Raw genomic sequence first — 17,809 nt, 5'->3', positions numbered from 1 at the left:
TGTGAGTAGCAAGAAAAAACTCATTTTAATTATAAGCGTACTGGCCTTTGCTGCTGTAACTTATATCTTTCTTTACAAAGGAGATATCGGTGCAGACGGCAAAGGCCTTCGCCGTCTTAGCGTAGAAGCATTCAAAGTTGAATCAGGCTGGGGTTACCGCATTCTTGACAACGGCACGCCCATTATTGAGCAGCGCAGCATTCCGGGAATTGCAGGAAACAAAGGCTTTCAGGACGAGCAGTCGGCCCTTAAAACGGGCAATTTGGTCGAGCGCAAGTTGCAAAGCGGCATTTTCCCACCCTCCGTCTCAGCCAGCGAGCTGGATAGCCTGGGGATTCAATACGGGCAGTAATCTTGATTGTCGGCTATCTTGCCGCATGATTATCATTAATCCTTTTTTGCTTGCTCAGCCGCTTTTGCATCCGCGTTACTGAACTGGTAATGGCCCATCACAGGGTAATGATCCGAATAATCGACGTTATTGAATGTAGTAAAGTCCTGGATTTGAAGCCTGTCGCCACTATAAAACTGGTGGTCTATGCGGATAAAATAAGGCAGGTGGTTGAATGTAAAGCCAAAGCCCTCCCCTTTTTCTTCAAACCCGTTTTTAAGCAAGCCGCGCATTTTACTGTAAACATATCCGTAGGGAATCTCATTAAAGTCGCCGCATACAATAACCGGGTGCGGCGAAGCATTGATCCAGGATTCAAGGATCCCCATCTCTACCGATCTTCTCACAAAACCATTGCGCATGCGCTGGAAAGTGATTTTTCCTTCCTTTTTGACGCCCTCGACCTGCTTTTGGCGCACCAATGTACTGAGCTTTAATGTCATTGAATAAAGGTGCACGGCAATGATGCGCACCGTATCTCCCTTTATCTTGATATCTGCTTGGAGAAGACCGTTTTGCGCTTCAAAGATTGTATCCCTTTTTGCAATGATGGGGTATTTGGAGAAAATTGCCAGCCCAGCCGACTGCGTAGGGCTTCCTGACGTGTTCTTAGTGTAAAAGGCGCTGTGGCCATATCCGCTGCTGTCCAGGGCTCTGTTAATGTTAAAGAGGTTTCCGCGGTCACTGAAATATTCAGACATGCAGAGAATGTCCGCTTCCGAAGAAGTCATCCATGCTTTCATATCACTTACGCTCTTTCTGACCTGGGGATCTTTTAAATCTTCATTTCTTTGAAAGCTGTGCACATTATAGTTCATGACAGAAAATGACTTAGCCAGCACATCCGGATCCGTATCGTTGCCGAAAGAATAAGTCCTGGGCAGAAAAAGAACGGCCAGGCCGACCATAATCAGCGGCATCAAAGCCCTTTTTCTTTCAACAATAAACCAAATGGGGATACTGACCAGATGAATGATAACGACAACCGGAAAAGACATCATCATGAAACCAGCCACCCACCCTTGGAGCGGGATCCAGAGTATCATGATGTAAATCAGCAGGGTATAAGTCGCAAAACACTTGTAGAGGAACCAGAGGAAATTTTTAAACCCTTTCATTAAGTCAAATATCGCATTTTTTAACAAAAATAGGGGATCGAGATGAATTTAGAAGACATCTGCTTTAACTTGTACAAATGATAAAATATTTTTACCTTTGCAAATAATTCTATTTTGATCGATTGATTGAGGGGGTCTTAAATCCCCTTTTTTATTTGCAGTAAGCCGTACATGACAATAAAAGAGCAGTTGGAAGCTTTGCTGGAACCCCTTCTTGAGGATGGCAACTGTTTCCTTGTAGATATCATCATTAAGCCTTCCAAGGTAAGTCAAAAAGTTTCAATTCTTGTCGATAGTGATGAGGGGATAACCATTCAGCAATGTACATCCATCAGCAGAAGATTGGCCAAGCAGTTGGAAGAACTGGAAGTTTTTGCAGATGCCTACACACTTGAAGTTTCATCACCGGGATTAGACCAACCTTTGCTTTTGTTGAGGCAATATCAAAAAAACCTGGGCAGAAATTTAAAGGTCACATTGAAAACGGGAGAGGTAATTTCGGGGACATTGATGGAGGCAAATGAAGAAATTGTAAAATTACAGTTACCTGCACCTAAAAAGAAGACGAAAACGCCCATCGACCCAGCTGAGTTGATCCGGGATATTCCGTTTGACGATATTTCAAAGGCTTTAATAGAAATTTCTTTTAAATAAAGTTACAAGCCAGAGCCAGTTTTCTGATTTGTAATCAATTATATAATATGTATAACTTAGTATCAGCAAATATCTATAACATAAGCAATGGATAGCGGAATATTAATTGAATCATTTGCCGAGTTCGCAAGCTCCAAAAACATCGATCGTCCAACGATGATCAGTGTTTTGGAAGAAGTGTTTCGCACAATGATTCGTAAGAAATACGGCACTGATGATAATTTTGATGTAATCATTAACCCAGAAAGCGGTGACCTTGAAATGTGGCGGACACGTGAGATCGTTGACGACAACTCAGAGGACATTTGGGATTACAACAAAATACCACTTGCAGAAGCCCGCAAAATTCAGGGTGACTTTGAAGTAGGTGAAGAAGTTGCTGAAGAAGTTAAGCTGGTTGAATTCGGCCGCAGGCTGGTGCAGACGGCAAGACAAACTTTGATCCAGAAAATCAAGGACATGGAAAAAGAAATCATGTTCGAGAAATACAAGGATCAGGTAGGTGAAATGATTACCGGCGAGGTTTATCAGACATTACGTCACGAGGTGATCATCGTGGATTCGGAAGGTAACGAGCTTTCACTTCCACGCACCGAGCAGATTTCAAAAGATCGCTTCCGCAAGGGAGAATCCGTTAAATCTGTGATCCACAAAGTGGAAATGAATAATGGTTCTCCAAAGATCACACTATCAAGAACTTCACCTGTTTTCCTCGAAAGACTCTTCGAAGTTGAAATTCCCGAGATTTACGATGGAATTATTTCAGTAAGACGTGTTGTTCGTGAACCAGGGGAGCGCGCCAAAGTTGCCGTAGAATCCTACGATGATAGAATCGATCCGGTAGGCGCTTGCGTAGGTATGAAAGGATCCCGTATCCATTCAATCGTACGTGAACTTGGTAATGAGAATATAGATGTTATCAACTACACAGACAACCTTGAACTGCTTATCAGCAGGGCTTTGAGTCCGGCCAAAGTAAGTTCGATGCAGATTGACCGCGATACCAAACGTGTTTCTGTTTTCCTTAAACCCGATCAGGTTTCACTTGCAATCGGAAAAGGCGGCCAGAACATTAAGCTGGCCGGTAAGCTGGTTGGAATGGAAATTGATGTTTTCAGAGATATTGAAGAGCAAAACGATGAAGACGTCGATTTGACCGAATTCTCCGATGAAATTGATGAATGGATTATCAGTGAACTGCACAAAATTGGTCTGGATACAGCCAAAAGCGTGCTGGCACTTAATAAAGAAGAGCTTGTCAGAAGAACCGATCTTGAAGAAGCAACGGTTGAAGAAGTTCTTGACATTCTTCGAAAAGAGTTTGAATAATTTACAATAACCGGCAGTTTTAATCCAGGGGTTAGATCTGCCAATGCAAAACTTTTTCTACTAATTGCTAATATGGCAGAAGATAAAATGATGCGCCTAAGCCAAGTGGCACGGATCCTGAACGTAGGAATTACTACGATCGTGGATCACCTGTCTGCCAAAGGGTATAAGGTGGAGAGTAACCCGAATACAAAGATTAATTCTGATCAGATTGAATTTCTTGCGAAAGATTTCAAATCTGATGATCTGAGATCATCCCTTTCCTTTAAACCAGCTCAGACTGAAACTCCGGTAGAAACCAGGGAAGAAAAAGTAAAAAGTGATGTTGATGGAATTCTATACTTCCGTAACAGTGCTTCTAAAACAGAAGAGAAACCTGTTGTTGAAGAAGCTGAATCAAATGCTCCATCCGCTTTTGAGAACCGCCTGCCTGGAATTAAGGTAGTCGGCAAAATAGATCTAGACGCAAAAAGATCTGCGCCGGCACCCGCTGCGCAAGAACCTAAAACGGAAGCGCCTAAGGAAGTTGTGGCTGAAAAACCAGCTGCGCCAGCGCCAGTCGCTGTTGTTGAACCTAAGCCAGAGCCTAAATCAGAGCCTGTTGCAGAGGTAAAACAAGAGGCAGAGCCCGTTCAGCCAAAAGCTGTTGAAACGCCGAAAGAGCCTGTTAAAGAAGAGCCAAAGGCTGAACAGCCGCAGGAGACTAAGGCAGCTGAGGAGCAAAAACCAGCTCCTGCCCCAGCGCCGGAAGAAAAACCCCAAGCAGAAGCAGTGCAACCAGCGCCTGTGGCCGAAACGCCTAAGGCCCCGGAAACAGCCCCGGCTCCAAGCGAACCTGTGGCCGCTGCCGCGGAAGAAGCGGTTGAGTCGAACCTGATCGAGGCCAAAGGAGAGCAGCTCCGCGGTCTTCGCGTGATTGGTAAGATTGAGCTTCCCTCCGATAAGATCAAGAAAAAAGACCCTGTTGCATCCAGCAGTGATACAGCAGCAGATAAAAAACGCCGCAGAAAACGCAAGAGAATCCGTGATGGCGTTGTGGTTGCCGGTGAAAACCGCCCTGCAACGACAGCAGCAGATCCAAATGCACCTGCAAGGCCTAAGGAAGCCAATGTTCCACCAGCAGGAAATCGCACCGGAAACCGTCCGGCTGCACCGGGAGCACCAGCTGCCCCAGGCACAACGCCGGCAACAGGTAATACATCTGCAAGAAGCGGCCCGGGCAATCGCAGTGGCGCAGCAGGCAATAATCGCCGCGGTGTTAAAAGAGAAGAAGTTTCAGATAAAGAAGTTTCAGATAACATTAAGGCTACAATGGCCCGCATGGGTGGTGGTAACACCAGAAATGTTGGTCGCGGTGGAAAAGGAACCCGTCGCAGGGACCGTGGAGATCAGAACGATCCGAACGGACTGGATTCGGACGAAACAAAAGTATTGCGCGTAACAGAATTCGTTTCCGCAAACGATTTGGCTTCCCTGATGGACGTAACAGTTCAGGAAGTAATCTCGGTTTGTATGAGCATGGGAATGTTCGTTTCCATCAACCAGCGTCTGGATGCAGAAGCGATCACTTTCATCGCCGATGAATTTGGATTTGAAGTTGCCTTTATTTCTGCCGAAGAAGAAGTGCAGAATGATGTGCAGGAAGAAGTTGATGACGAAGAAAGCCTGAAAGAAAGAGCGCCGATTGTTACCATTATGGGTCACGTTGACCACGGTAAAACGTCGCTTCTGGATTATATCCGTCAGGAAAATGTAGCCAGTGGTGAAGCGGGTGGAATTACCCAGCACATTGGTGCATATAGTGTAAAAACCAAAACAGGCAAACAGGTAACATTCCTGGATACGCCGGGTCACGAAGCATTTACAGCGATGCGTGCCCGTGGTGCCAATGTTACCGACGTGGTTATCATCGTGATTGCAGCTGACGACAGCGTCATGCCTCAGACACGTGAAGCGATCAACCATGCGCAGGTTGCCGGTGCACCTATCGTATTTGCATTCAGTAAAGTAGATAAGGCTGGGGCTAACACGGAAAAAATCCGTGAAGAGCTTGCCAATATGAACCTTTTGGTTGAAGAATGGGGTGGAAAATACCAGACCCAGGAAATATCATCCAAATCAGGTATGGGTATCGACGAGTTGCTTGAAAAAGTATTGCTTGAAGCCGAACTGCTTGAATTGAAAGCCAACCCGGACCGCCGTGCAGCAGGTGCAGTAGTGGAAGCATCCCTTGATAAGGGCCGCGGATATGTTACGACCATCCTTGTACAGACGGGAACCTTGAAAGTAGGCGATGTGGTCCTTGCAGGATCGCATTACGGAAAGGTGAAAGCCATGACTGACTATCTGGGTAGAAAGCTTAAATCAGCCGGACCATCCATGCCAGTGCAGTTGCTTGGTCTTAACGGTGCCCCGCAGGCAGGTGATCGTTTCAATGTATTTGAGAACGAGCGCGATGCCCGCGATATCGCAACCAAGCGTGAGCAGATCCAGCGCGAGCAGTCGATCCGGACGCGTAAGCACATTACCCTTGAAGAGATCGGTCGTCGTAAGGCAATCGGAAGTTTCCGCGAGTTGAACCTGATTGTTAAAGGTGACGTGGATGGATCGGTTGAAGCCCTTTCAGATTCGTTATTGCAACTATCAACATCTGAGGTGCAGGTGAACATTATCCACAAAGCAGTGGGTCAGATCTCCGAATCCGATGTCAACCTGGCCATTGCTTCTGATGCGATTGTGATAGGCTTCCAGGTTCGTCCTTCTTCGAATGCCAAGAAAATGGCAGAGCAGGATCAGATCGAAATCCGTCACTACTCGGTCATTTACCAGGCGATTGATGAGATTAAGGATGCGATGACAGGTATGCTTGCTCCTTCTATCGAAGAGATCATCACCGGAAATATCGAGATCCGCGAAGTGTTCAAGATCAGCCGGATTGGAACGATTGCAGGTTGCTATGTTACGGATGGTTATGTGAAACGCAGCAATAAAATCCGCGTAGTTCGTGAAGGAATCGTATTGCTGACGGGTGAAATCGACTCGCTGAAACGTTACAAAGACGACGTGCAGGAAGTTAGAAACGGTTACGAATGTGGTTTGAGCATTAAGAACTTCAACGACATCGAAGTGGGTGACATCATCGAAAGCTTTGAGCTTCGTGAAGTGAAAAGAACACTTTAATAGTTTAAGCGAATATAAAAAAGCCCTGCTCCAAACTGGATGCAGGGCTTTTTGCTGTTTAACATTATAATTTTACTTCATGTATTCTTTGTCAAGAAACAGATAACGTTCCCTGTCGCTTTCTGTCTGCTGCTCGCTTTTTACATCAATGTTCATGAACTTAACAGGAGCCTTGCCTGTATTCGCATCCCACTGAGGAAGTCCTTTGCCGTTGGGATTACCCGTTTTAATAAAATTTGCAAAATAATCTACCATTGTTGCAGATACTTTGTAATCGTCCGGCGTCCATTCGTACACCTTGTTACTAGCCAGGTTTCCTAATGCATACTCAATCTCAGAAGCGTGGGCTGCTCCTACTGCCGCAGGCGCTGCGGGTGCAGCTTTGGCAGCATCGCCCTTGATAACCCCGCCAGCAAGACCCGCCTTCGCATTACCCATCGCTGCCGACATAGCCGGGCGAATGCGTGAGAAAACATAGCGGTACACAGGTTTGCCGCCAGTTTGAATTTGCAGATCAGCCCATTTCCATGTGCTGTAAACAATGAAGCGGTCGCTGGAAAGGGCTGTTGCCGCTTTGACAACCTCAGCATCCGAGGCAGCCGGATACAATTTCAGAACCTGCTCTGCTTTGTCATTATACAAACCGCTCACAGCTTTCTTGTAATTTTCAAGCGTTGGCGCATCGGCCTTTAAAACAACCTGGTAAGGCACTTCCGCTGAATTCCAGCCAACCAGGATGGGAATTTTTGCCTGCTGGCCAGCCATGAAGATCTCAGGCAATGTTTTTGGAAGGAAATAACCATCAATCGTAGGCGTAGTAGCTGTGCGCGTCTGGCCGGGTGTGTAGGCTGCATCCAAAAGATCCGCAGCAGATAAAGCCCTGAGCTCTTTCAGAGAGCTGCCCGTTTTCACGCCTTTGGCAAATGCCTCACCGATCTTTTCAGCTTCGGCCAAAGGCATAGATGCTAATGTAGGGTTAATTCCTGCCCCACTCTCTCCTATCGCTCCTACAATTAGGTCCTTAGACAAAGGCGACGCCATCTGAACCGAAACTGAAATCGAGCCCGCCGATTCACCGGCAATGGTCACACGCTTGGGATCGCCACCAAACTTATCAATGTTTTTCTGCACCCATAGCAATGCTGCGTGCTGATCCAGGTAGCCATAATTTCCCGAAGATTTGTTGGGAGATTCCTGCGTCAGCTCAGGATGTGAGAAAAAGCCAAAAATCCCCAGCCGGTAATTCAATGTTACCACTACAATGCCTTTTTTGGCTAATGTCTCTCCATCATACCGGGGCTCAGAACCATCACCGGCTGCAAGGCCTCCACCATAGAAATAAACCAGGACCGGCATTTTTTCTTTCATCGTCTTGGCGGGCGTCCAGACATTTAAGTAAAGACAATCTTCGCTCATGTCCTTGGAGCGGAAGCCCATATCCCCAAAAATCGGCTTCTGCATGGGCTTATTACCAAACTGGTCCGCTTTGAGCACACCTTGCCAGTTCTGGGCTGGCTGTGGTTCTTTCCAGCGCAGCTCACCAACCGGCGGCGCAGCAAATGGAACACCTCTGAAAATCAATAGCCCCGATCCGGCCTCCCGGGTTCCCTCCAAAGTCCCATTCTCGACGGTTACCTGATTGCTTTTTTGGGCAAAGAGCGTCATAGAAGTGGTTACGCAGAGCAAAAGTGCTAGTACTAACTGTTTTGGCATAATATAAAGGTTTGACATGTTGCAACATTTAAAGTATAAATCATACATTAATTTTATATTGTATCAATATGTTACAATGATAATTTAAATTCTGCCTGTTAGCAAATCTTTTCGTTACTTGCCCAAATAATGCAGGCAAGCCATGGATCAGGAATTTAAAAAACAGGAAACAAACTTTACAGGAGCCGGTTATTTACCCGGCATCGCGATTGACACCGTCATTTTTGGTTTTCACAAAAATGAGCTGAAAGTACTGCTGCTAACCTATAAGAACACAGGTTTTTTTGCCTTGCCCGGCGGCTTTGTACATGAAGATGAAGACATTAATCAAGCCGCGCGGCGCATCCTTTTACACAGGACAGGACTGGAAGATATTTTTCTTGAACAATTTTACACGTTCGGGGAGAAAAGTCGGCATGATACTGAGCCGCTTAAAAAAATTATGGCTGCCCGCGGCTTTGTTCCGGATGACAAGCACTGGCTGCTGGCCCGCTTCGTATCGGTGGGCTATTATGCGCTGGTGGATTTTACCAAAGCGATTCCAACACCTGACAGCATTTCGGACAGCTGTGAATGGTTCAATTTAACCGAACTTCCCAAGCTCATGCAGGACCACGAGCACATTCTGGCCAAAGCACTGCAAACCATTCAGCTGGATTTAGATCACAAACTGATCGGCTTTAACTTACTTCCAGAGCAGTTCACTATGGGCGAGCTGCAAGGACTTTATGAGACTATTTTAAACAAAAAGCTGCTCCGGGCAGCATTCCAGCGCAAAATGCTGGGCTTGGGTATACTGGAACGAATCGCAAAAAAATGGACGGGAGGTGCTCATAAGGCTCCGTACTTGTACAGATTTCTCCCCTATCCCAGCCCGGAGGCCCGATGAGCACGCCACGTCCGCTATAATAGATCCGGTTACATTCTGCCCGCCGAATCCGTGGACATTGTATCTGTCCCCATTTCCGTTTGCATGGTATCCACACCTGTTGAATCCATATTTCCCTCAGTTCCTTCTGCGTTTTTGTTTCCATTACAAGCTGCCAGACTCAAAAGTGCACTCAGGCTCAGGAATGAAACTACTCTTACGATCGCTTTCATAAATTTCGGTTTTAGGTGAAAATTTCTGCTTTATCAAAAAACCGTTCCATCATTGCACCTCTGATACTTTAAAATTTAGATATCTGCCTGTGAAAGAGCAAGATTAAGCTGCACAGATAGCGCGCGGGTGATAATGCTCAGCAAAAAAATTTTCAGCGCAGCCGGACCTTCCTTAGCTCATTGAGCTCTTTAAGACCTAAATACTAACAAACCATCCGATTGTAAGCCAGAACTGCTGGGCTTTTGAAGGATTGTCGAATTCGTTGACACGGTACTCGACTCCAAGCTCTATTTTGTTGTTGTCGGTAGCGTTGTAGCCCAAAGCAAGTAATCCGCGAATTTCAAGATCCGCATCGCCCTCTGACCATATGCCCAGATACTCGTTGTTGACTTTGCTGTAAAATTCCCGGGGGTCGATTTGCCGGCCGCTTAATGGCAGTTCCAGCCCCAGCCGATACCGCGCCCGAAATTCCGGGGATTCCGATGGACTGAACGTTTCATCGGTCACGACGCGGTGCGCCAGGCTGATTACTTCCAGATTTTGAACATTACTGAACTGCTGAATGAGGCGGTGGGTGAATTCATTGCCATCCCACCTGGCCAGATAGCCCGCTCCAACGGTGTTGTCTGCCGAGATTTTCTTGGTGATTACCGTACTTAAATCGGTTCTTTCATATCGCAGCCGGCGGCTGAGGGCTGTTTCAGGCTCTCTTTCGAAGAATATTTGCCTTGCTTCCAGCTTTGTATTCAGCTTCCAGCCAGGTGCAAGATTTATATTCACATTAATTTGCGGAAGCGTACCGGTCCTGAAATTGCGTTGACCCAATACGGCCAAGGGCAACATTACCAGAAAAAGACAGTTAAGAGCGTATCTGTACATTAATAGATCAGATTATCCGTGTTGCGCTGAACGATCTGATGAATGCTCACAATCGCTCCGTTTTCTTCGGCCAGTACTTCAAAATAGCTTTCCAGTTTATCCCTGGTCCCTTTTAGTACCAGCTCATATCTGGTCTGTACGCCCTTTGCAGCCATGTTTTCAAGCAGGGATTTTTTCAATGCGGCCACTGGCCCGTTCCAGTGAAGCTGTGTTTTCACGATCTTATAATGTGAAAATTCCTTGCCCAGATTATCCGTTAATGTGGCCCTGCTACTTCCCTCCATGGCATCTATACTCGACACGATTTCGACGTCCTGGATATTTCCGGTTTCATCGAATTCAATGCTATACCGCTTTTTTGAATGTTTCAGTTTGGCTTCAATGGAATTTCCAGTCAGGCTTTCTTCCCTGTACCAATGAATTTTTGATTTCGTAAAAACGGAATTGACAAAGTCAGCCGCTGTCTGCGGGACTGCGTCGGTTTTAATGCTGAATTCGCGTTCATACTTTTTCTGTGCAGAGCATGGATTCCACAGCACCCCCACCATCAGGACAAATATGAGATTTATGAAGGATTGTTTACTTTTCACCAGCGCATTCGTTTAATATTATTTTCTTATGCTTTAATAGTAACGTAAGCCTGAGCGAAAAAAGGTTCTGCAAACATGCTAATTACCGATCTTGATCCTGGACCTGGTAATGATAAGCTTTTTTGGATGGGATTCGGGAAAGCAGGATCAGTCCGAAAACGAAAATCACTAAAAGGGCCAGAATGCTGTTACGCATGCTTCCCGTCAGGTATTCGACCGTGCCATAGATGAATGTGCCTACGACGATGGCGAGCTTTTCGGTTACGTCATAAAAACTAAAATAGGAGGCTGTATCAGTGATATTTTCGGGGATCAGCTTAGAGTAGGTCGAGCGCGAAAGGGATTGTATTCCACCCATCACCATGCCGACAGCGCAGGCGACAAAATAGAATTCCATGGCCTCAGTGGTGTAGTAAGCCCCTGTGCAAATTCCGATCCAGATCGAAACGCCAACCATCAGGGCGAAAATATTGCCGATTTTTCCCGAGAGCCAGGCGAATGCAAATGAGCCGATGATGCCCACGATCTGAATCAGCAGAACTGTGACGATCAGGCTCTGCGATGGCAGTTTCAGCTCGGTTGCCCCAAAGATCGTTGCCACGTACATTACAGTTCGCAGACCCATGGTGTAAATGAAAAAAGCGCTGAGAAATTTGGCCAGAAAGGGCTGTTGACCCAAATTAAAATACACCTTTTTAAGCTCGGCAAAGCCATTGAAAATCCAGTTTCCGGGCTTTTGCTTTGCGGCTTTATTGGCGGGTAAATATTTAAATGGGATCTGGGCAAAAAGTATCCACCAAAGCCCGACGGTAAAAAAAGAAATCCGGGCAGGAAGCGCTTTGTCGGTAATGCCGTAAAATCCGGGCGCTAAGATCATGCTCAGGTTAAACAAGAGCAGCAGCACGCTTCCCAGGTAACCCAGAGAGAAGCCCCGGGCACTATATGCATCAAACCGGTCTTCGGTGGCTATTTCTGGCAGGTAGGAATCGTAAAAAACAATGCTTCCGCTCCATCCGATCAGACTCAGGGCAAACAGGATGATGGAAGGCACCAGGGTGTCTTTGGTAAAAAAATAAAGCAGCATACAACTGACAGCGCCCAGGTAGCAGAAGAACTTCATAAATCTTTTCTTCTTGCCACTATAATCGGCGACAGCAGTGCATAAGGGGATTAGAAGCGCGGTGATAAGAAAAGAGGCCGAAACGGTGTAGGTGAACAGCACCGAACTTTTGATTTGAAACCCAAAAAAATCAGTGAAAAGGTTTCCCGAAGCCTTTAAGGCAGTGGCGCTGAAATAAACGGGAAAAATGCTTGATACGATAACAAGGGCGTGAACCGAATTAGCCCAGTCGTACATATACCAGGCGTTTATAATTGTTGGGTCGTTCTTTTTCATTCAGGGTTGAATTTGGTACAAAATAATAAAAGCGGCAGATTTAACCGGCCGCTTTTACTGAATTATACCAAAAAGTGAATTGTTTACTTGATCACAGGCTCGAAAACCATGATCGTTTCCTGCTCAACTTTGTCAACAGGCATTTTGCTTTTCAACTTTAATTTGCTGTTGGATATTTCCACCACACCAAATTCGCCCGAAAATCCGGAAATCTTAATGTCAAGCATTTTATCATCATTTTTCAAATACCACGTCCCGCCGTTGATAACCTGCTTTGAGCCTTGGTCAATGGCTTTGGTAACGTTGTTTTGAAGGAATTGAATGTCCATTACTTCCTTAATGGCGCGCGTCTGCGTGTTCAAAAGATTCAAAGGGATGGTTTTACCGTTCAGGTCAGTTACGTCCGACATCCGCCATGGATAATTGATCAGGATCTTGTCCTTTTCAGATAGCTGCGGGTTTGGATCCGGGTTCTCTTTTTTGTCTTTATCACAAGCCACCAGAAATAGGGCCAGAAAAAGAGGGGCAATAAGCAGTAATCGTCTCATATCAGGTTTATATTTTATGTTCCAGGCAATTTCTTTTCTTACTTTGTCATTACTATGTTGAAATCTGAGCCATTCGCCGAAAGCGTTTCGCGGAAAAAATCAAATTCCAATGTTGCAAAAGTAACGAATTTGTCTGGTCAATTCTTATGATCCATTTTACCAATATGTATGTGAGGGTTTTTTACACCACTTTATTTTGTTTTTTGGCCCAAGCTGTTGCTGTTTTAGCGCAGGATTGCCAGCCCGCTTATATACTAAATCCGGTCAAGGCCAATAACACGATCGAATGGGGAAAAATCCCTGAATTCACCCTGCCCTTTACGATCGTTTACAATGCTACGCGATTTGGCGATACGCAGTCGCAGCCACTCAAACACGGATTTAGCCATCTTGCCACATTCAGCGGATCGGAGCTGGCAACATTGCCTGTTGCCAAGCGCGCATTGATCTGGTATGGCGTTGCCACATCGAGCGGCAACCAGCCCTGGGCTGACAATGCCCTGCGCAGCCCGTGGGGAAACGATACAGCTGCTTACCGCAGTTTTTGGGATAACTATGCCGAAACAGCCAAAGGAAGCGATCTCATTTGTATGGACATCGAGCGCATGCAGCGTGAAGACCGCGACATTCTCGCCTTAAAATCTAATAGCCAGATCCCGCAGAATTACCGGAACTTGCCGGATGCAGACTTTCTGGCAACTTATAAAAGAGACATGCGCTGGTGGTATACAGAAGCTGCCAAAAGGCTCAGGGCCAAGGGTGTTACCGCTCCGCTGAGCAGTTACAGCGATGTTCCCGTGCGAAACACCTGGCTGAATATTACTTCCAACAGCTGGCAGGACTGGACTACCAACCCGGCGCGGACACATTATCTGGTGCAGGACAATGCTGGCAAAATCGGCGGCAGCTTTTACGATGCGCAGCAGTTTTTGACACCGTCGCCTTACTATTATTACGGCTACGATAACCCGATCGGCAAGGATTACCTTTCCTATCTGCTCTTTAACATTGAGGCCAACCGCGCTTGGAGCGATAAACCCATCATTCCGTTTGTATGGATGCGCATTCATGACAGTTATGATCCCAACACGCCGCTGATTGCGCCATTTGTGGCGGAAGCAACTGCTATTTTCCCCTTTTTCTCGGGAGCAAAGGGCTTATGGCTCTGGGAAAACCCCGGCTTTCCGGGCAGCCGCCAGGAAAACTACGAGCCTTATGAGCGCTTTATTTACGGACTTTACCGGCTTTCGGCTTTCAAGGATATGTTTGAGGGAACATATGAGCTTGTCATTCCGCAATCGGCGCGCGATCATATGGAGCGGCAAAACCCGATCTGGCGCGGCGTAGTAAAAGGCAGCAACATTCTCATCGCTGCCCAGAACCCCTATGCGGCTGATAATGCCGAAACCGAGATTGTAGTTTCGCATCAAAAGTGGCTTAAAAACATTAAGCTGAAAGGAAAAGAAGTCTTTCTATGCAAGTTTGATCTTAATGATACGGTCACTGGCACCGAGCCTATCCTTTCGGATGCTTATGTTTATGCCAATCCCGTCTCATTTGAAATGAATGTTGTTTTGAATGGCATGAATGGTGTTTCCAATGTGGCTTTTTCCCTGCTGAATACCAAAGGTCAGGTTGTGCTCACAAAGGAGCTCAAAGCCGTCGCGGGTGAAACGCGTGAGCGGATCGATTTGCCGCGGTTATCTGCTGGCATATATTTTGCCCGCTTTGTAACCCAAAACCGGACCATTACCAAAAAAGTGGTCATTCATCAATAGCACTTACAACTATGAACCGCCTGAGCCAGCAAACCAGCCCCTATTTACTCCAACATGCACACAACCCCGTTGACTGGTATCCCTGGGGCGACGAAGCATTAAGCAAAGCAAAAACGGAGAACAAGCCGATCCTGGTCAGCATTGGCTACTCGGCTTGCCACTGGTGCCATGTGATGGAACGGGAATGTTTTGAAAAAGAGGACATTGCCCAGGTCATGAATGCGCATTTCGTATGCATCAAGGTGGACCGTGAGGAGCGTCCCGACGTGGATGCTGTGTATATGGACGCCGTGCAAGCCATGGGCGTGCGGGGCGGATGGCCACTGAATGTCTTCTTGTTGCCGGATACCCGGCCCTTCTACGGGGTTACCTATCTGCCACCGCAAAACTGGGTGCAGCTTCTGAAAAGCATTAACAATGCATTTGACAAACATTACGATGAGCTGGCTGGCTCGGCAGAAGGTTTTGTGCAGAACATGCTGATATCGGACACAGAAAAGTATGGCCTCATAGCCAGCAGCAACGGTTATCAAACTGCCGAGCTCGATTCAATGTTTGAACATTTGCAGCGGAATTTTGATACAGAAAAAGGCGGGATGGACCGGGCGCCCAAGTTTCCTATGCCTTCTATTTACAAGTTTTTGTTGCGCTATTATGATATAAGCCAAAATCCGGAGGCGCTTGCCCATTTTGAATTATCGCTGAACCGCATTGCATTGGGCGGGATATATGATCACGTTGGCGGAGGCTGGGCCAGATACTCCGTTGATGACGAGTGGTTTATCCCCCATTTTGAAAAAATGCTTTATGACAATGCGCAACTGCTCAGCATTTACGCCGAAGCCTATTCGCTTACCCAAAACCCACTTTATGCCGATCGCCTTAACAGCACAATCCAATGGCTGCAGACTGAAATGCGAAACGAGCAAGGCGGCTTTTATTCGGCACTAGATGCTGATAGTGAAGGCGTTGAAGGCAAATTTTATATCTGGACAAAAGCAGAACTGAAGCAAACCCTGGGTGAAGACTTTGAATGGTTTGCCAGGCTTTATAATGTTTCCGATCATGGCAATTGGGAAGAGGGCCACAATCATTTGCATTTAACCCGGCCAGTTTTGCAAACAGCAAGTGCTTTGCGGCTTGATGTGGTTGATCTTGAAACCAAATACAATGCGGCACTTCGAAAACTGGCCGAAAAGCGCGCAGAGCGTATCCGGCCCGGTCTGGACGATAAGACGCTTACATCCTGGAATGGGTTATTGATCAAAGGGTTGGCGGATGCTTACCGGGCTTTGGGAGATGAGAATATTCGGGCGCTTGCTGTGTCGGCGGGCGTGTTTATCCGGGACAATATGATGAAGCAAAGCCGGCTTATGCATAGCTATAAAAGCGGTCAGGCCACAGTAACTGGCTTTCTGGAAGATTACGCAGCGGTCATCGAAGCTTACCTGGCTCTTTACCAGATCACATTCGATGAGCAGTGGATCACGCTGGCTAAAAACCTGGCTGATTACACTATCCAAAACTTTTACGACGAGCTGGAAGGTTTCTTTTATTTCACCGACATTTCGGGTGAAACACTGATAACCCGTAAAAAAGAGCTATTTGACAATGTTATTCCGGCCTCCAACTCGATTATGGCGCATAATCTCTATCTGCTCGGAATGATGCTGAATGATGATCAATACAGCAAAATTTCAGATGCCATGCTCTCCAAAATGAGCAAAGTGATGCTTGCCGACGTGCAATGGGTCACCAACTGGGCCGCATTATACTGCATCCGGGCCACACCAACAGCCGAAATCATCATTGCAGGCCCGGAAGCAGACGAAATGCGCAAAGACTTCGACCGCTTCTTCGTTCCAAACAAGCTCGTCATGGGAACCACAACCCGCTCCGATCTCCCCCTGCTCCAAAACCGAACCGACATTAACGGAAAAACGGCAATCTACGTATGCTACGACAAAACCTGCCAACTGCCCGTAACGGAAGTTGAATCAGCGCTTGATCAGCTGGCTGGGGTTTGATCTGGATGTTGGCGTCAAAGCGCCGTGAGAACATTTACAAAAATATGCTTATCTAAAAGTAGGTTTTCACAGCGAATCTGAATTGCTCTATAAATATTTTCTTAAACTCGCTGATATTATTTTGCTCGTAAAAGATGAGCATCGCTTTTTTATATTCGACTGCGTCGACAGTTCTGAAAGAAATAGGGCAATATTGGTGAGCAATCAGTATTGCGTTACTTACTATCCGTGCTGTTCTTTTGTTTCCATCATTAAACGCCTGAATATAGGACAGCAACACCAACGCCAGCAGCGATTTCTCAAACACATTTTCTTTGCGGTTTATCAGCCGACACATATCTTCCAATGCTTCCCTGATCTGATGTTCGTTATCAAGCGGCTTATAATTCGTACCGGAAATACCGACACGCCGCCTCCTGATGTTGCGTTCAACTTCAAGGTCCTTAATGAGCAGACTATGTATATCTTCTATGCGTGCAATAGATAATGGAACCACGTAGTCAGGGTTCTCGATGATGAAGTTCAGCGCGTCTTTATGATTTAGCAGCATGGTCGCGTCATCCTTAGGTTTTCCTGCGGCCGTTTCCTTGTCCTTCAACAAGCGTTCGGTTTCCAGCAGAGAATAAGTATTTCCCTCAATTTGTGATGATTTCCAACTCAGATCAATCGCTAGCCTTTCCATCTCTTTATGATAGGCAGCGGAACTCATATCATCTACATTGCGGCGAAACTCCTGCTGTAATTCTCGCAAGTAATTTGCTTCATCGGTAGTGAACAGATTGACACTGGACAATATCTCATTAATCAGCTGAAAATTGAATTCTTCCCGGATATTACGCTGGTCTATTTCCTGCTGAAAATAAACTGCCATGTCCAGGTGACTAAACAGCTGGTTGGCTGGACTTATGGTATACCTTGTAGCGCGAGTCTGCCCCGAGGCAAGTAGTTGCCCGGTTGCAACCAATGTTGCTATCGCTCTTTTGGTTGTTGCAAAAGAACCCTTTCCAACCGCCTTATGTATCTCAACAGATGAACATAGGGGATGATCCCTAACAAAGGATAAAATTTCAGAATCTATTCTTGCCACTATTATAGCTCATCATT

General features: G+C 46.3%; 15 protein-coding genes. 7 read left to right on the top strand and 8 right to left on the bottom strand.

Annotated features, from left to right (window positions below):
* Nucleotide 1: 1 nt before the first annotated feature.
* Nucleotides 2-352: a DUF4907 domain-containing protein gene (locus L0660_RS11475; protein ID WP_235159577.1), complete on the top strand. Its 351-nt coding sequence runs from the start codon at nucleotides 2-4 to the stop codon at nucleotides 350-352.
* A 35-nt stretch (nucleotides 353-387) separates the two neighbouring features.
* Here the strand turns inward: L0660_RS11475 and L0660_RS11470 are convergent, their stop codons facing one another.
* On the bottom strand, nucleotides 388-1,437 hold the full coding sequence (locus L0660_RS11470; RefSeq protein WP_235159576.1) for an endonuclease/exonuclease/phosphatase family protein: 1,050 nt from the start codon (nucleotides 1,435-1,437) through the stop codon (nucleotides 388-390).
* A gap of 243 nt (nucleotides 1,438-1,680) precedes the next feature.
* Here L0660_RS11470 and rimP point away from each other — a divergent pair, with 243 nt between their 5' ends.
* The 3 genes from rimP (at nucleotide 1,681) to infB (ending at nucleotide 6,672) form a co-directional block, all read left to right on the top strand.
* The gene (gene rimP, locus L0660_RS11465; RefSeq protein ID WP_233796870.1) at nucleotides 1,681-2,163 is read left to right on the top strand and encodes a ribosome maturation factor RimP; all 483 of its coding nucleotides are present in this window, start codon (nucleotides 1,681-1,683) and stop codon (nucleotides 2,161-2,163) included.
* Between the two features lie 87 nt (nucleotides 2,164-2,250).
* Nucleotides 2,251-3,492: a transcription termination factor NusA gene (nusA, locus tag L0660_RS11460; protein WP_233796871.1), complete on the top strand. Its 1,242-nt coding sequence runs from the start codon at nucleotides 2,251-2,253 to the stop codon at nucleotides 3,490-3,492.
* Nucleotides 3,493-3,564: 72 nt separating this feature from the next.
* Complete coding sequence (gene infB, locus L0660_RS11455) at nucleotides 3,565-6,672, top strand: translation initiation factor IF-2 (protein WP_235159575.1); 3,108 nt, start codon at nucleotides 3,565-3,567, stop codon at nucleotides 6,670-6,672.
* Nucleotides 6,673-6,744: 72 nt separating this feature from the next.
* On the opposite strand, the gene L0660_RS11450 is transcribed toward infB, so the two are convergent.
* Nucleotides 6,745-8,385: a carboxylesterase/lipase family protein gene (locus L0660_RS11450; RefSeq protein ID WP_235159574.1), complete on the bottom strand. Its 1,641-nt coding sequence runs from the start codon at nucleotides 8,383-8,385 to the stop codon at nucleotides 6,745-6,747.
* A 142-nt stretch (nucleotides 8,386-8,527) separates the two neighbouring features.
* Here L0660_RS11450 and L0660_RS11445 point away from each other — a divergent pair, with 142 nt between their 5' ends.
* Nucleotides 8,528-9,274: an NrtR DNA-binding winged helix domain-containing protein gene (locus L0660_RS11445; protein WP_235159573.1), complete on the top strand. Its 747-nt coding sequence runs from the start codon at nucleotides 8,528-8,530 to the stop codon at nucleotides 9,272-9,274.
* Between the two features lie 29 nt (nucleotides 9,275-9,303).
* Here L0660_RS11445 and L0660_RS11440 read toward each other — a convergent pair whose 3' ends face one another.
* The 5 genes from L0660_RS11440 to L0660_RS11420 all read right to left on the bottom strand — a co-directional run bounded on the left by L0660_RS11440 (nucleotide 9,304) and on the right by L0660_RS11420 (nucleotide 12,900).
* Nucleotides 9,304-9,486, bottom strand: a complete 183-nt coding sequence (locus L0660_RS11440) for a hypothetical protein (RefSeq protein WP_233796875.1) — start codon at nucleotides 9,484-9,486, stop codon at nucleotides 9,304-9,306.
* Nucleotides 9,487-9,682: 196 nt separating this feature from the next.
* Nucleotides 9,683-10,366: a DUF2490 domain-containing protein gene (locus tag L0660_RS11435; protein WP_235159572.1), complete on the bottom strand. Its 684-nt coding sequence runs from the start codon at nucleotides 10,364-10,366 to the stop codon at nucleotides 9,683-9,685.
* The gene (locus L0660_RS11430) at nucleotides 10,366-10,956 is read right to left on the bottom strand and encodes a hypothetical protein (RefSeq protein WP_235159571.1); all 591 of its coding nucleotides are present in this window, start codon (nucleotides 10,954-10,956) and stop codon (nucleotides 10,366-10,368) included. The genes L0660_RS11435 and L0660_RS11430 overlap by 1 nt, the downstream gene beginning before the upstream one ends.
* An 82-nt stretch (nucleotides 10,957-11,038) precedes the next feature.
* Nucleotides 11,039-12,352: an MFS transporter gene (locus L0660_RS11425; RefSeq protein WP_235159570.1), complete on the bottom strand. Its 1,314-nt coding sequence runs from the start codon at nucleotides 12,350-12,352 to the stop codon at nucleotides 11,039-11,041.
* 83 nt (nucleotides 12,353-12,435) lie between these two features.
* On the bottom strand, nucleotides 12,436-12,900 hold the full coding sequence (locus L0660_RS11420) for a hypothetical protein (protein WP_026631566.1): 465 nt from the start codon (nucleotides 12,898-12,900) through the stop codon (nucleotides 12,436-12,438).
* A gap of 203 nt (nucleotides 12,901-13,103) precedes the next feature.
* Here L0660_RS11420 and L0660_RS11415 point away from each other — a divergent pair, with 203 nt between their 5' ends.
* Nucleotides 13,104-14,678, top strand: coding sequence for a T9SS type A sorting domain-containing protein (locus tag L0660_RS11415; RefSeq protein WP_235159569.1), 1,575 nt, complete (start codon nucleotides 13,104-13,106; stop codon nucleotides 14,676-14,678).
* 11 nt (nucleotides 14,679-14,689) lie between these two features.
* Nucleotides 14,690-16,705 carry a thioredoxin domain-containing protein gene (locus tag L0660_RS11410; protein ID WP_235159568.1) on the top strand — a complete coding sequence of 672 codons (2,016 nt, stop codon included), beginning with the start codon at nucleotides 14,690-14,692 and terminating at the stop codon, nucleotides 16,703-16,705.
* Nucleotides 16,706-16,757: 52 nt separating this feature from the next.
* Here the strand turns inward: L0660_RS11410 and L0660_RS26230 are convergent, their stop codons facing one another.
* The gene (locus tag L0660_RS26230; protein ID WP_235159567.1) at nucleotides 16,758-17,792 is read right to left on the bottom strand and encodes a Fic family protein; all 1,035 of its coding nucleotides are present in this window, start codon (nucleotides 17,790-17,792) and stop codon (nucleotides 16,758-16,760) included.
* Nucleotides 17,793-17,809 lie beyond the last annotated feature (17 nt).

This window comes from Dyadobacter sp. CY351, from assembly GCF_021502625.1.
Classification (GTDB): Bacteria; Bacteroidota; Bacteroidia; order Cytophagales; family Spirosomataceae; genus Dyadobacter; species Dyadobacter chenhuakuii.
This window is presented reverse-complemented; position numbering and strand designations above follow the sequence as displayed.

What these genes read in the sequence shown, in the direction of transcription:
- L0660_RS11470 (WP_235159576.1), bottom strand. Translation starts at nt 1,437, where the DNA reads ATGATACTCTGGATCCCGCTCCAAGGGTGGGTGGCTGGTTTCATGATG.
- rimP (WP_233796870.1), top strand. Translation starts at nt 1,681, where the DNA reads ATGACAATAAAAGAGCAGTTGGAAGCTTTGCTGGAACCCCTTCTTGAG.
- nusA (WP_233796871.1), top strand. Translation starts at nt 2,251, where the DNA reads ATGGATAGCGGAATATTAATTGAATCATTTGCCGAGTTCGCAAGCTCC.
- infB (WP_235159575.1), top strand. Translation starts at nt 3,565, where the DNA reads ATGGCAGAAGATAAAATGATGCGCCTAAGCCAAGTGGCACGGATCCTG.
- L0660_RS11450 (WP_235159574.1), bottom strand. Translation starts at nt 8,385, where the DNA reads ATGCCAAAACAGTTAGTACTAGCACTTTTGCTCTGCGTAACCACTTCT.
- L0660_RS11445 (WP_235159573.1), top strand. Translation starts at nt 8,528, where the DNA reads ATGGATCAGGAATTTAAAAAACAGGAAACAAACTTTACAGGAGCCGGT.
- L0660_RS11440 (WP_233796875.1), bottom strand. Translation starts at nt 9,486, where the DNA reads ATGAAAGCGATCGTAAGAGTAGTTTCATTCCTGAGCCTGAGTGCACTT.
- L0660_RS11435 (WP_235159572.1), bottom strand. Translation starts at nt 10,366, where the DNA reads ATGTACAGATACGCTCTTAACTGTCTTTTTCTGGTAATGTTGCCCTTG.
- L0660_RS11425 (WP_235159570.1), bottom strand. Translation starts at nt 12,352, where the DNA reads ATGAAAAAGAACGACCCAACAATTATAAACGCCTGGTATATGTACGAC.
- L0660_RS11420 (WP_026631566.1), bottom strand. Translation starts at nt 12,900, where the DNA reads ATGAGACGATTACTGCTTATTGCCCCTCTTTTTCTGGCCCTATTTCTG.
- L0660_RS11410 (WP_235159568.1), top strand. Translation starts at nt 14,690, where the DNA reads ATGAACCGCCTGAGCCAGCAAACCAGCCCCTATTTACTCCAACATGCA.